Source organism: Polynucleobacter sp. HIN8 (genome assembly GCF_030297615.1).
Classification (GTDB): Bacteria; Pseudomonadota; Gammaproteobacteria; order Burkholderiales; family Burkholderiaceae; genus Polynucleobacter.
Genome location: NZ_AP028139.1, coordinates 24335 through 38180, shown reverse-complemented (window position 1 = coordinate 38180; position 13846 = coordinate 24335). Strand labels below are relative to the sequence as shown.

Sequence of the window (13846 nt, the reverse complement as noted above, 5' to 3'; positions counted from 1 at the left end):
GGGCCCTCCAGCAATCTCAAAATTACTTGAGGTCGGCTTTTGCGCCAGCGTCCTCGAGCTTTTTCTTAGCCTCTTCCGCTGTTTTCTTATCAACGCCTTCTTTGATTGGTTTTGGTGCACCATCAACCAAATCTTTTGCCTCTTTCAAGCCAAGACCGGTAATCTCACGAACCGCCTTAATCACGCCAACCTTATTAGCACCCGCCTCAAGGAGGTTTACGGTGAATTCGGTCTTTTCTTCAGCTGCTGCAGCAGCTCCGCCACCGCCAGCAGGTCCGGCGACAGCCATTGCGGCTGCAGAGACGCCAAACTTCTCTTCAAATGCCTTAACCAAATCATTCAAATCCATTACGGACATATTGCCAACTGCTTCAATAATTTCTTCTTTAGTAATTGCCATTTTTAGCTCCTAAACTATATAAGTTGATCCTGCGCATTAAGCCGCAGGAGTTGGGTTGTCTTGCTCGGGTGCAGCACTCACTTCGGGTGCTGGCTCTGCGGCAACTTCAGCAACTGGTGCGGCCGCTACAGCTGGCGCTCCACTTGCTTTTTGCTCTGCCACAGCACCAAGAACACGAGCCATTGCCGACACAGGCGCCTTCATGACTCCCAAAAGCTTCGAGAGCAATTCTTCGCGTGACGGAATCGTCGCCAGTTCTTTAACACCGTTTACATCAAGTACTTTGCCGTTATAAAAGCCTGCTTTGATCACTAATTGATCTTGACCTTTAGAAAACTGATGCAATACCTTTGCCGGAGCAACAGGATCTGCAGAGATTCCATAAATCAAAGGTCCAACCATTGAGTTACCAAGTTGCTCAAACGGTGTTCCTTGCGCAGCACGACGTGCCAAGGTGTTCTTCAATACTCGAAGATAAACACCTTGAGAACGCGCATTGGCACGCAAGGTGGTTAGCTCACCCACGGGAATCCCGCGATACTCGGCAAGCACCACTGTTTGAGCCGCAGCCAATTGAGCGCCGACATCAGCCACAATCGCTTTTTTGTCTTCTACATTCAAAGGCACGGTTTAACTCCTTCTCATTCCGATTGTTTCCAATCGGGGTTACACACCAGCGTCTGATTTGTCTATCACGGGGTGTGCCCGAAATATCCTTACAGGGTCGCCATCTAGGCTGGTCATTACTTACGTAATTATTAAGAACTCGTCAAACAACACTTTGTTCACCAACGGTCTTTGATGTTCGAGTGCCAAGGCACTCGACCCAAAGTTTTTTTACTACGGGCTTATGCAGCCTGTAGCGAAGCTTGATCGATCCGCACACCAGCACCCATAGTGCTACTGACCGCGATCTTTCTTAAATAAATCCCTTTTGATGCGCTTGGCTTAGCCTTATTTAAGGCATCAAGTAGGGCTAGTAAATTGGTCTTAAGAGCGGTTGGCTCAAAAGAGCGACGGCCAATCGAAGCGTGCACAATACCAGCCTTGTCTACGCGGAACTGGACCTGGCCTGCCTTCGCATTCTTAATTGCAGTAACCACGTCAGGGGTCACTGTACCGACCTTTGGATTAGGCATCAAACCGCGTGGGCCCAATACTTGTCCCAAAGTTCCAACAATCTTCATGGTATCTGGGGATGCAATCAACACATCAAAATTAATGTTGCCGCCTTTAATTTGTTCGGCTAAATCTTCCATACCAACAATCTCGGCTCCAGCTGCTTTCGCTTGTTCAGCCTTTTCGCCCTGAGCGAAAACAGCAACGCGCACATGTTTACCAGTACCAGCAGGCAACACAACCGCGCCACGCACAACTTGATCTGATTTTTTCGCATCAATGCCTAATTGAACAGCAACATCGATTGACTCATCAAACTTTGCCGTTGCGCATTCCTTAACTAACACCAATGCATCATCCAACGGATAAAATTTATTTCGATCTACCTTGGACTGAATCGCTTTCACACGCTTTGATAATTTAGGCATGCTTAGACTCCTTCCACGGTGATGCCCATCGATCGGGCGCTGCCAGCCACAGTCCGCACAGCAGCATCTAAATCTGCAGCGGTTAAATCAGGCATTTTTAACTTGGCAATTTCCTCAGCCTGAGCTCGAGTGATCTTACCAACCTTATCGGTATGAGGGCGGGGTGAGCCCTTCTCAATTTTTGCTGCTTTCTTAATCAAGATAGTTGCGGGTGGAGTCTTCATCACAAACGAGAAGCTCTTGTCCGCAAAAGCAGTGATTACAACAGGAATCGGCAAGCCAGGTTCCATGCTCTGAGTTTGAGCATTAAACGCTTTACAGAATTCCATAATATTGAGGCCGCGCTGACCTAATGCAGGACCAACGGGTGGGGATGGATTTGCTTTACCAGCAGGAATCTGCAGCTTAATAAAGCCAATAATTTTCTTTGCCATACTTGCTCCAAAAAAGCGCGCTAACAGGTTGTGTTAACCGCCGTTGAGTAAACGCTTCACCAGAATTGGCGTGTTCTAGATCCGCTCCTCGATTACTACTTGATACTTCTATAAATTACATCTTCTCCACTTGACCAAATTCCAGTTCAACGGGAGTACCGCGACCAAAAATTGTAACAGAAACACGGAGTTTTGACTTCTCGTAATTCACTTCTTCGACATTTCCATTGAAATCGGTAAATGGGCCTTCTTTGACACGAACCATCTCACCCACCTCAAATAGGGTCTTGGGCTTGGGCTTATCTACCCCGGCCTGCATTTGGTCCATGATTTTGCTGACTTCTGCAGTAGAAATTGGGGATGGGCGATTACGAACACCGCCTACGAAACCAGTGACTTTTGGGGTGTTTTTGACCAAATGCCAGGTTTCATCGGTCATTTCCATCTCAATTAATACATAACCGGGGAAAAATCGACGCTCTGATACGGCTTTTTGACCCGACTTAACCTCTACCACTTCCTCTGAAGGGACTAATATGCGGCCAAACTTATCGGCCATCCCAGAGCGAGCAATTCGCTCTTCAAGTCCTTTTTTGACGCTCTTTTCCATACCAGAATAGGCATGGATTACATACCAGCGCATATTGCCAGTTGCCTGAGGGTTTGAAACCATATCAGCATCAACCATATTGCCTCACTTCCAGCCTAAAAAGATTGAAAACACAAGCCATTCAACTAATTTATCAATTAGCCATAAAAAGAGCGCCATAATCAAAACGAAGCCAAAAACTACAAGGGTCATTCGGGTTGATTCTTGGCGGCTTGGCCAAACTACTTTTTTTACCTCTAGCCAAGAGTCCTTGCTGTAGGCAATAAAACGCTTACCGTCAGCAGAAAAAATCATCAACACAATTGCTAATGCAATGCCACCTAATAACGCACCTAGTCGAATCCAATATCCTTGATCAATCAGGGTGTAATAAAGAACCAATGCAGCGATCACAATAGCAACCGCCACAAGGCTAACCCAGCCTGATTTCTGCTCCGAGCTTTCTATCGTTTGTTGTGACATTTACAAATCCGCTTACAAAATAATGCTGGCAGGGGCGGAGGGCATCGAACCCCCAACCTTTGGTTTTGGAGACCAACGCTCTGCCAATTGAGCTACGCCCCTAATTCGTTCTTAAGCCAAAATCTTCGCAACCACACCCGCACCGACGGTACGACCGCCTTCACGGATTGCAAAGCGCAAGCCCTCTTCCATGGCGATGGGGGCAATGAGCTTCACGGTGATGGTGACGTTATCGCCAGGCATCACCATTTCTTTGTCTTTTGGCAACTCAATCGAGCCAGTGACATCGGTGGTACGGAAGTAAAACTGAGGACGGTAGTTGTTAAAGAAGGGGGTATGACGACCACCCTCATCTTTGGACAACACATAGACCTCGGCGGTAAAGTGGGTGTGGGGAGTAATCGAGCCCGGCTTGGCTAACACTTGGCCACGCTCGACTTCTTCGCGCTTGGTACCGCGCAAGAGAATACCAACGTTGTCACCGGCTTGACCTTGATCGAGCAGTTTACGGAACATCTCCACGCCAGTGCAGGTGGTCTTCAGCGTTGGCTTAATGCCCACGATCTCAATCTCTTCACCGACTTTCACAATCCCGCGCTCGACACGACCGGTCACCACGGTGCCACGACCAGAGATCGAGAACACGTCTTCGACTGGCATCAAGAACGCGCCATCAATCGCGCGCTCGGGGTTGGGGATATAGCTGTCTAAGGCTTCGGCAAGCTTCATGATCGCGCCTTCACCGAGCTCACCCTTGTCGCCTTCTAAGGCAAGCTTGGCAGAGCCCTTGACGATCGGGGTATCGTCGCCTGGGAACTCGTACTTGGAGAGCAGCTCACGCACTTCCATCTCCACGAGCTCTAAGAGTTCAGCATCGTCCACCATATCGCATTTGTTCATAAACACGATGATGTAAGGCACGCCGACTTGGCGAGCCAAGAGGATGTGCTCACGGGTTTGGGGCATGGGGCCGTCAGCGGCCGAGACCACCAAAATGGCGCCGTCCATCTGTGCTGCACCGGTAATCATGTTCTTCACGTAGTCGGCATGGCCTGGGCAATCGACGTGCGCGTAGTGACGGTTCTTGGTCTCGTACTCCACGTGGGCAGTATTAATCGTAATACCACGAGCCTTCTCTTCGGGAGCCGCATCGATCTGATCGTACGCTTTGGCTTCGCCACCAAAGAGCTTAGAGAGCACGGTGGTAATTGCTGCGGTGAGCGTGGTCTTACCGTGGTCGACGTGACCAATGGTGCCAACGTTCACATGGGGTTTAGTCCGTTCAAATTTTTCTTTTGCCATTTTGGGTGCCTTGTAATCTACTTAAATCAAATTGATTCACACTAAAAAAATTAACCACAAAAACTGGTGCCCATGGGCAGGATCGAACTGCCGACCTCTCCCTTACCAAGGGAGTGCTCTACCACTGAGCCACATGGGCAGCGCTCTAACATCACACTGCGTCGATACTGCACATGAACTACCAAAAGCTGGAGCGGGTGAAGGGAATCGAACCCTCGTCATAAGCTTGGAAGGCTTCAGCTCTACCATTGAGCTACACCCGCAATCAAAACTGCTTAATTACATCCACTCATACTTCACTTATTCCGCTCCTACTTCTTTTACTACCTATTCATCTGGTGGAGAGAGTTGGATTCGAACCAACGTAGGCGTAAGCCAACAGATTTACAGTCTGCCCCCTTTAGCCGCTCGGGCATCTCTCCGAGAACCGTACATTTTCTCTTGTTCGGTCAATGCTGTCAATCTGCAAGTCCTTCTTCCACAAGTGAAAACGCCCAGACCGTAGGGGTCTGGGCGTCACACATTGGTGCCCGGCAATTACCTACTTTCACACGGGTAATCCGCACTATCATCGGCGTTGAGTCGTTTCACGGTCCTGTTCGGGATGGGAAGGGGTGGTTCCAACTCGCTATGGTCACCGGGCGTAGATGGTAGGTTGTTTCTAAAGAAACAACCCAATTTGAGCAAGCAATGTATTACTTAATATCGATAGTGACTTGAATCACGCAAACTTCAGCACAATGGTGCTGGTTATAGGATCAAGCCTAACGGGCAATTAGTATCAGTTAGCTTAACGCATTACTGCGCTTCCACACCTGACCTATCAACGTTGTGGTCTTCAACGACCCTTTATGGAGGTTAAACCTCCGGGAGATCTTATCTTCAGGCAAGTTTCCCGCTTAGATGCTTTCAGCGGTTATCTCTTCCGTACATAGCTACCCTGCGATGCTTCTGGCGAAACAACAGGTACACCAGCGGTACGTCCACTCCGGTCCTCTCGTACTAGGAGCAGCCCCCGTCAAATCTCCAACGCCCACGGCAGATAGGGACCAAACTGTCTCACGACGTTTTAAACCCAGCTCACGTACCTCTTTAAATGGCGAACAGCCATACCCTTGGGACCGGCTACAGCCCCAGGATGAGATGAGCCGACATCGAGGTGCCAAACACCGCCGTCGATATGAACTCTTGGGCGGTATCAGCCTGTTATCCCCAGAGTACCTTTTATCCGTTGAGCGATGGCCCTTCCATACAGAACCACCGGATCACTATGACCTGCTTTCGCACCTGCTCGACTTGTCGGTCTCGCAGTTAAGCACGCTTTTGCCATTGCACTTTAGGCACGATGTCCGACCGTGCCAAGCGTACCTTCGTACTCCTCCGTTACACTTTGGGAGGAGACCGCCCCAGTCAAACTGCCTACCATGCACTGTTCCCGACCCGGATAACGGGCCAAGGTTAGAACCTCAAATAAATCAGGGTGGTATTTCAAGGTTGGCTCCACCAGAACTAGCATCCTGGTTTCAAAGCCTCCCACCTATCCTACACAGACCGATTCAAAGTCCAATGCAAAGCTACAGTAAAGGTTCATGGGGTCTTTCCGTCTAGCCGCGGGTAGATTGCATCATCACAAACATTTCAACTTCGCTGAGTCTCAGGAGGAGACAGTGTGGCCATCGTTACGCCATTCGTGCAGGTCGGAACTTACCCGACAAGGAATTTCGCTACCTTAGGACCGTTATAGTTACGGCCGCCGTTTACTGGGACTTCAATCAAGAGCTTGCACCCCATCATTTAATCTTCCAGCACCGGGCAGGCGTCACACCCTATACGTCCACTTTCGTGTTTGCAGAGTGCTGTGTTTTTATTAAACAGTCGCAGCCACCATTTTATTGCAACCCTTTTGCCCTTCTGTTGTTCACAGTTAAGCTACTTGGGCGTACCTTATCCCGAAGTTACGGTACCAATTTGCCGAGTTCCTTCTCCTGAGTTCTCTCAAGCGCCTTAGAATACTCATCTCGCCCACCTGTGTCGGTTTGCGGTACGGTCTCGTTAGACTGAAGCTTAGAGGCTTTTCTTGGAACCACTTCCAATTGCTTCGTGAGCAAGCTCACTCGTCCCACACCCTTGATTTACGCTACCGGATTTACCTAGTAGCCATCTCCAATGCAGGAACCGGGACATCCAACACCCGGACAACTCTCCGCGATCCGTCCCCCCATCGCATCTAACGACGGTCAAGGAATATTAACCTTGTTCCCATCAGCTACGCATCTCTGCCTCGCCTTAGGGGCCGACTCACCCTACGCCGATGAACGTTGCGTAGGAAACCTTGGGCTTACGGCGAGGGGGCTTTTCACCCCCTTTATCGCTACTCATGTCAGCATTCGCACTTCTGATACCTCCAGCATGCTTTACAACACACCTTCGCAGGCTTACAGAACGCTCTCCTACCATCACTTACGTGATTCGCAGCTTCGGTAACTGGCTTAGCCCCGTTACATCTTCCGCGCGGGACGACTCGATCAGTGAGCTATTACGCTTTCTTTAAAGGGTGGCTGCTTCTAAGCCAACCTCCTGACTGTTTTAGCCTTCCCACTTCGTTTCCCACTTAGCCAATTTTAGGGACCTTAGCTGGCGATCTGGGTTGTTTCCCTCTTGACACCGGACGTTAGCACCCGATGTCTGTCTCCCGTGCTGACACTCAAAGGTATTCGGAGTTTGCTATGGCGCGGTAATCCGCAATGGACCCCACAACCATTACAGTGCTCTACCCCCTTTGGTGATACACGAGGCACTACCTAAATAGTTTTCGGAGAGAACCAGCTATTTCCAGTTTTGTTTAGCCTTTCACCCCTATCCACAGCTCATCCCCTAACTTTTCAACGTTAGTGGGTTCGGTCCTCCAGTACGTGTTACCGCACCTTCAACCTGGCCATGGATAGATCAACTGGTTTCGGGTCTACACCCAGCAACTAACGCCCTATTCGGACTCGCTTTCGCTACGCCTTCCCTATGCGGTTAAGCTTGCTACTGAATGTAAGTCGCTGACCCATTATACAAAAGGTACGCAGTCACCCCTTACGGGGCTCCTACTGTTTGTATGCATGCGATTTCAGGATCTATTTCACTCCCCTCCCGGGGTTCTTTTCGCCTTTCCCTCACGGTACTTGTTCACTATCGGTCGATTACGAGTATTTAGCCTTGGAGGATGGTCCCCCCATATTCAGACAGGATTTCACGTGTCCCGCCCTACTTGTCTCTAGCCTAGTACCACACATCATTTTTCGCATACGGGGCTATCACCCTTTATTGCCGGACTTTCCATTCCGTTCTGCTAAATGTTGTGCTATCACTAGAAGGCTGTTCCCATTTCGCTCGCCACTACTTTGGGAATCTCGGTTGATGTCTTTTCCTCTCGCTACTTAGATGTTTCAGTTCACGAGGTTCGCTCCACACACCCTATGTATTCAGATGTGGGTGCCGCAAAAGCGGCGGGTTTCCCCATTCGGAAATCTTCGGATCAAAGCTTGTTTGCCAGCTCCCCGAAGCTTATCGCAGGCTACAACGTCCTTCATCGCCTGTAATCGCCAAGGCATCCATCACATGCACTTATTCACTTGATCCTATAACAAGCACCATTACTGATACCGGTTACAGGTTTTACTTCTGACATGTTTGCCGTAATCCAAACTTGATAAAACTCATTTGTATTACTGATGATTCAATCACTACCCATACTACTTGTTGTTTGATGCACTCTCAAAGATGCATCAAACGCATTGCTTACTCAAATTGTTAAAGAACAGCCATAAATGGCAAAACAAAACACTGCAGCAATGCTTTGTTTTGACATTTAATGATGGTGGAGGATGACGGGATCGAACCGACGACCCCCTGCTTGCAAAGCAGGTGCTCTCCCAGCTGAGCTAATCCCCCATCGACCGCAATCTGTACCGCCGCTTGATGGTGGGTCTGGTAGGACTTGAACCTACGACCCCCGCCTTATCAAGACGGTGCTCTAACCAGCTGAGCTACAGACCCGTGGCGTTTTTTGTCAACCGATAAGTGTGGGCACTAAAGTTTTAGCATCATTCTCTAGAAAGGAGGTGATCCAGCCGCACCTTCCGATACGGCTACCTTGTTACGACTTCACCCCAGTCATGAACCCTGCCGTGGCAATCGCCCTCCTTACGGTTAGGCTAACTGCTTCTGGCAAAACCCACTCCCATGGTGTGACGGGCGGTGTGTACAAGACCCGGGAACGTATTCACCGCGACATGCTGATCCGCGATTACTAGCGATTCCAGCTTCACGTAGTCGAGTTGCAGACTACGATCCGGACTACGATGCGTTTTAAGAGATTAGCTCCCCCTCGCGGGTTGGCAACCCTCTGTACGCACCATTGTATGACGTGTGAAGCCCTACCCATAAGGGCCATGAGGACTTGACGTCATCCCCACCTTCCTCCGGTTTGTCACCGGCAGTCTCTTTAGAGTGCTCTTGCGTAGCAACTAAAGACAAGGGTTGCGCTCGTTGCGGGACTTAACCCAACATCTCACGACACGAGCTGACGACAGCCATGCAGCACCTGTGTTCACTTTCCCTTACGGGCACCTAATGTATCTCTACTTCGTTAGTGACATGTCAAGGGTAGGTAAGGTTTTTCGCGTTGCATCGAATTAATCCACATCATCCACCGCTTGTGCGGGTCCCCGTCAATTCCTTTGAGTTTTAATCTTGCGACCGTACTCCCCAGGCGGCTGACTTCACGCGTTAGCTACGTTACTGAGAATGTAAATTCCCAACAACTAGTCAGCATCGTTTAGGGCGTGGACTACCAGGGTATCTAATCCTGTTTGCTCCCCACGCTTTCGTGCATGAGCGTCAGTGTTATCCCAGGGGGCTGCCTTCGCCATTGGTGTTCCTCCACATATCTACGCATTTCACTGCTACACGTGGAATTCCACCCCCCTCTGACACACTCTAGCTATACAGTCACAGACGCCATTCCCAGGTTAAGCCCGGGGATTTCACGCCTGTCTTGTATAACCGCCTGCGCACGCTTTACGCCCAGTAATTCCGATTAACGCTCGCACCCTACGTATTACCGCGGCTGCTGGCACGTAGTTAGCCGGTGCTTATTCTTCAGGTACCGTCATTCGCAGACTGTGTTAGAGCTGCTGTTTCTTCCCTGACAAAAGAGCTTTACAACCCGAAGGCCTTCTTCACTCACGCGGCATTGCTGGATCAGGGTTGCCCCCATTGTCCAAAATTCCCCACTGCTGCCTCCCGTAGGAGTCTGGGCCGTGTCTCAGTCCCAGTGTGGCTGATCGTCCTCTCAGACCAGCTACTGATCATCGCCTTGGTGAGCTTTTACCTCACCAACAAGCTAATCAGACATCGGCCGCTCTAATCGCGCGAGGCCTTACGGTCCCCCGCTTTCCCCCTCAGGGCGTATGCGGTATTAGCGCAACTTTCGCTGCGTTATCCCCCACGATAAGGTACGTTCCGATGTATTACTCACCCGTTCGCCACTCGCCACCAGGTGCAAGCACCCGTGCTGCCGTTCGACTTGCATGTGTAAGGCATGCCGCCAGCGTTCAATCTGAGCCAGGATCAAACTCTTCAGTTTAATTCCTGTGAACCTTGCGGTTCGTCGCACTCATTTAAGAAATTGACTTGGTAAAAAACCAAATCATTTTTACTGTCTATGAGTACTGTTTATTTACATCTGTCCCGAAGGACTGGATGCCTCTACTCAGTACCCACAATTATCGGTTGACTAATTTTTAAAGAAGGCTGTCCCTAGAAATAATTCATGGAAATTCAGCGAAGTCCATAACTATGACATACCCTTAGTGTGATGTCAACACCTTCTTACAAATATTTTTATGCTGTAGAAGACCATAATTAACTCGATTAACTTTGGACACAATGAAATCAGTGACTTAGGGACATATAGTAGTAAGGGCTTAATTTTTAATAAAAGCCGAGTCTTACTATATAAGGGTAAATACTTATAAATTAGAGCCAAAATTAATCCGGCTTTAATTTGGGGCTGGGTTGGTGTCCGGCTGTGAAGTTCTTGCCTTACCTTCTTGTTCCAGGCGCCGTTTTTCGGCCTCCGAAATAATGTCAAAAAAGGCAAATACCTGCTTCACACCGCTTACCTTACTAACAATTTGCTTGGCTTTATCGGCCTCTTGCTGGGTCAAAATACCCATGAGATAGACCTTACCACTCTCTACCGAGATATTCATGGAATTTGAAGGAACGTCAGGGCTAAATATCAGTTGGGTTTTGATGCTGGAGGCCATATACGCATCGCTTGCTCGCTGGCCCAAAGAACTATTGGGTCCAATCACGATTTCGTTAAATAAAGAGCGAACATTTTTCATCGCCTTCACGTCATTGCCCGCCTGAGTTTTAATAGTGTCGTCTTTTGCCTCGCCAATTAGGAGAACTTTCTGATTAAAAGACACAACCACAATGTGGGCTGAATCGCCAAACTTTTTTGAAAGCTGGCTGTTGGCCTCGATCTCAACTCCCAAATCAATTGCCTGAACCGCAGGCGTTCTGCGATCAGCCAGTATGGTTGCTCCACCAACCATGCCGCCAACCACCAAAACGCCACAGGCGGAGAGCTGAAGCGCAAACAGAACCGCACAGACTGTTTTAACGAGTCGCATCATTTCAATCCTCACCAAATAGAACATGGTCAACACCATCGCAAAGGCAGTGCAATAAAAGTAAATGGGTCTCTTGAATACGTGCTGTGCGGGTTGCCGGGACACATAGGTGAACATCTTCGCCGCTTAACAAAGCAGCGATCTTGCCGCCACCATTACCCGTCATTGCAACAATATGAATACCAATCTTCTTGGCAGCCTCAATCGCCTTAATCACATTCTTAGAATTCCCAGATGTTGATATTGCAATCAAAACATCGCCTGAACGTCCGATGCCTCGGACCTGTTTACTAAACACTTCCTCATAGCTGTAGTCATTCCCGATCGCTGTCAATATCGACGAATCGGTTGTCAGTGCAAGGGCTGCCAACTCACGACGCTCGCGCTCAAACCGACCCATCAGTTCGGCTGCAAAATGTTGCGCATCCGCTGCAGATCCACCATTACCACAAGCCATTATTTTTCCATCCGCCTCAATGGACCGAGTGATTAATAAAATGGCTCGCGCAACTTCCAATGGTAATGATTGGGCGCCCAATTGCTTTGTCGCAATACTATCGACAAAGTGCTGATGGGCTCTAGTTTTAAGCTCGTCTAATGGTTTTGTTTTCATCACAATATTATGCTCTGTTTTGCCATCCCCAAATCTATCTCCAGGCGATTTTCATTTCAATTCATTTGCGGAGATAATTGATTCTAAGGGGGTCCCTAACGTTGGAAATACCGTCACTCAGTGCATTTCAAAATCAGGACTTTCCAAGTGCCAGTTTGTATGTCATTGCTACCCCCATCGGAAATCTTGGCGACATTACATTAAGGGCATTGCATATTCTGAGCCTTGTTGACGGAATTGCCTGTGAAGATAAGCGTCATAGCCTATTGCTTCTCAAACATTATGGAATCAGAAAGCCAATGGTGGCAATTCATGAGCACAATGAGATTGAGGCAGCAAAAAAGCTTATGGATCACCTTCAGGCGGGAGAACGATGGGCCTATCTATCCGACGCAGGTACCCCGGGAGTTTCCGATCCTGGGGCTCGATTGGTTGCTGAGGTTCAAATTAATGGCTATCAAACTATTCCAATCCCAGGCCCAAGCGCATTAACCGCTATGCTCTCGATCGCTGGTGAGGTCATGATTGCCTCCCGCGGACAGTTTCAATTTCTTGGTTTTTTACCAACCCCAAAAAATGATTTCGAAGAGGCGCTTCGCTTAATGATTGAAAGCCCGATTCCAACCATTTTTTATGAAAGCCCACATCGCTTGGCCAAAACCTTAATTCGATTTAGCGAACTTCTCGACAATGGTCGTCGCCTAAGTATTGGGCGGGAGCTTAGTAAGAAATTTGAAAGCCTTTTTTTATTAAGGGCCGATGAAATCCCAGGATGGCTTGAAAATCCCAACCACTTGAAAGGTGAATTTGTTTTTATCCTGGAAGGAAATAATCGCAAAACTATTACGGAAAACCATGAGCCTTGGCACTTAGCTCAATTACTTTCTAAGCAATTGAGCAGCAAAGATCTTTCAATAGTTTTGCAATCAATGTATGGCCTTCAAAAAAATGAGGCCTACGATCTTGCTCTTGCAGCAAAAAAAGGTGGTGGTTAATTACTTTGCTGGTTCTGCCGGAGCTTGTGCCGAGGCTGGAGCCTTGGGCTCAGTAAATTTACCGCCGGCTGAATTTGCAAGATAAACAACCGATCGTGCAATTTCATAATCACTAACATCGGTTGGACTTGCACCGCCACGGGCAGGCATAGCACCCTTGCCTTTCATAACCGATACATAAAGAGCATCGTATCCCTTGGCAAGTCTACCGCCCCAGGAAGACGAATCCCCATACTTTGGAGCGCCAGCAGCGCCGGAGTTATGGCAAGAAGCGCACACCGTTTTATAAACCGCCTCACCGGTTTGCACTTCACGTGGAGCACTCGCATCCTTGAAATTTAATTTACCAACCGGCTTAATTAATGTCTCCGTACTTTTTTCCGAAGCCACATTCTGCTTATTTTTCCCACTGCTAACGTAAACAATCAATAAGAAAATAATAATGAGGGGTACAAAAAAACTTGCAATTACTGCGACACTCAGTTGCTTTGTATTTTTAATTAAATTACCGTGCTCTTCGCTCATAGTGGTTTGAAAAAGTGTGGTTAATTAGGAATGGCATAAATTATACCTAGAGCATCCTGGTTTCAGGCACTTACAATACATACTGATTACTCCTAAATGCGCCCGTAGCTCAGTGGATAGAGTATTGGCCTCCGAAGCCAAGGGTCGCAGGTTCGATTCCTGCCGGGCGCGCCAGTTTCATCATTGTGTAACACCGAAATCCAAAAAAACCACTATGATTTGAGGATCTTAAGAAAGTCACTGTGTCAGAGCTAAATAGCGCCCTC

Annotated in this window: 11 protein-coding genes, 7 tRNA genes and 3 rRNA genes; 2 read left to right on the top strand and 19 right to left on the bottom strand. The window is 48.5% G+C overall.

Translation table 11 applies throughout. The annotated features are described in order from the left end of the window. Nucleotides 1-22 precede the first annotated feature (22 nt). From rplL to QUE65_RS00140, 18 genes are all read right to left on the bottom strand, one after another. Entirely contained in the window at nt 23-400 is a 378-nt protein-coding gene (gene rplL / locus QUE65_RS00225; protein WP_215370803.1) for a 50S ribosomal protein L7/L12, read from the bottom strand. 36 nt (nt 401-436) lie between these two features. Next, a complete protein-coding gene (gene rplJ, locus QUE65_RS00220; RefSeq protein ID WP_286281090.1) occupies nt 437-1027 on the bottom strand; it encodes a 50S ribosomal protein L10 in 591 nt (196 codons plus the stop codon). A gap of 221 nt (nt 1028-1248) precedes the next feature. Continuing rightward, complete coding sequence (rplA, locus tag QUE65_RS00215; protein WP_215370798.1) at nt 1249-1947, bottom strand: 50S ribosomal protein L1; 699 nt, start codon at nt 1945-1947, stop codon at nt 1249-1251. A 2-nt stretch (nt 1948-1949) separates the two neighbouring features. Continuing rightward, on the bottom strand, nt 1950-2381 hold the full coding sequence (gene rplK / locus QUE65_RS00210; protein ID WP_108507572.1) for a 50S ribosomal protein L11: 432 nt from the start codon (nt 2379-2381) through the stop codon (nt 1950-1952). Nucleotides 2382-2496: 115 nt separating this feature from the next. Next, on the bottom strand, nt 2497-3054 hold the full coding sequence (nusG, locus tag QUE65_RS00205) for a transcription termination/antitermination protein NusG (protein ID WP_371817070.1): 558 nt from the start codon (nt 3052-3054) through the stop codon (nt 2497-2499). 21 nt (nt 3055-3075) lie between these two features. Continuing rightward, complete coding sequence (secE, locus tag QUE65_RS00200; protein ID WP_215370793.1) at nt 3076-3453, bottom strand: preprotein translocase subunit SecE; 378 nt, start codon at nt 3451-3453, stop codon at nt 3076-3078. Between the two features lie 26 nt (nt 3454-3479). Then, a tRNA-Trp gene (locus QUE65_RS00195) sits at nt 3480-3555 on the bottom strand. A gap of 9 nt (nt 3556-3564) precedes the next feature. Next, nucleotides 3565-4755 (bottom strand): elongation factor Tu, encoded by a 1191-nt coding sequence (gene tuf / locus QUE65_RS00190; RefSeq protein WP_108507569.1) that lies wholly within the window; start codon nt 4753-4755, stop codon nt 3565-3567. A 64-nt stretch (nt 4756-4819) separates the two neighbouring features. Next, nucleotides 4820-4894: transfer RNA gene (locus QUE65_RS00185), tRNA-Thr, on the bottom strand. 50 nt (nt 4895-4944) lie between these two features. Continuing rightward, nucleotides 4945-5018 (bottom strand) — tRNA-Gly (locus QUE65_RS00180). 73 nt (nt 5019-5091) lie between these two features. Further along, nucleotides 5092-5177: transfer RNA gene (locus QUE65_RS00175), tRNA-Tyr, on the bottom strand. A 106-nt stretch (nt 5178-5283) separates the two neighbouring features. Further along, a 5S ribosomal RNA gene (gene rrf, locus QUE65_RS00170) occupies nt 5284-5397 on the bottom strand. Nucleotides 5398-5509: 112 nt separating this feature from the next. Beyond that, nucleotides 5510-8381 (bottom strand): 23S ribosomal RNA (locus QUE65_RS00165). Nucleotides 8382-8618: 237 nt separating this feature from the next. Next, a tRNA-Ala gene (locus QUE65_RS00160) sits at nt 8619-8694 on the bottom strand. A 28-nt stretch (nt 8695-8722) separates the two neighbouring features. Continuing rightward, nucleotides 8723-8799 (bottom strand) — tRNA-Ile (locus tag QUE65_RS00155). A 58-nt stretch (nt 8800-8857) separates the two neighbouring features. Beyond that, nucleotides 8858-10390, bottom strand: a 16S ribosomal RNA gene (locus QUE65_RS00150). Together the 16S, 23S and 5S rRNA genes with 5 tRNA genes alongside form the textbook arrangement of a ribosomal RNA operon. A gap of 415 nt (nt 10391-10805) precedes the next feature. Beyond that, nucleotides 10806-11474 (bottom strand): BON domain-containing protein, encoded by a 669-nt coding sequence (locus QUE65_RS00145; RefSeq protein ID WP_286281085.1) that lies wholly within the window; start codon nt 11472-11474, stop codon nt 10806-10808. Beyond that, complete coding sequence (locus QUE65_RS00140) at nt 11452-12060, bottom strand: phosphoheptose isomerase (RefSeq protein WP_286281083.1); 609 nt, start codon at nt 12058-12060, stop codon at nt 11452-11454. Before QUE65_RS00140 ends, QUE65_RS00145 begins: the two co-directional genes overlap by 23 nt. A gap of 101 nt (nt 12061-12161) precedes the next feature. On the opposite strand from QUE65_RS00140, the gene rsmI reads away from it, so the two are divergent. Further along, on the top strand, nt 12162-13055 hold the full coding sequence (gene rsmI / locus QUE65_RS00135) for a 16S rRNA (cytidine(1402)-2'-O)-methyltransferase (protein WP_286281082.1): 894 nt from the start codon (nt 12162-12164) through the stop codon (nt 13053-13055). Here rsmI and QUE65_RS00130 read toward each other — a convergent pair whose 3' ends face one another. Beyond that, the gene (locus QUE65_RS00130; protein ID WP_286281081.1) at nt 13056-13580 is read right to left on the bottom strand and encodes a c-type cytochrome; all 525 of its coding nucleotides are present in this window, start codon (nt 13578-13580) and stop codon (nt 13056-13058) included. 98 nt (nt 13581-13678) lie between these two features. Here QUE65_RS00130 and QUE65_RS00125 point away from each other — a divergent pair. Next, nucleotides 13679-13754, top strand: a tRNA-Arg gene (locus QUE65_RS00125). The last annotated feature ends 92 nt before the right edge of the window (nt 13755-13846 follow it).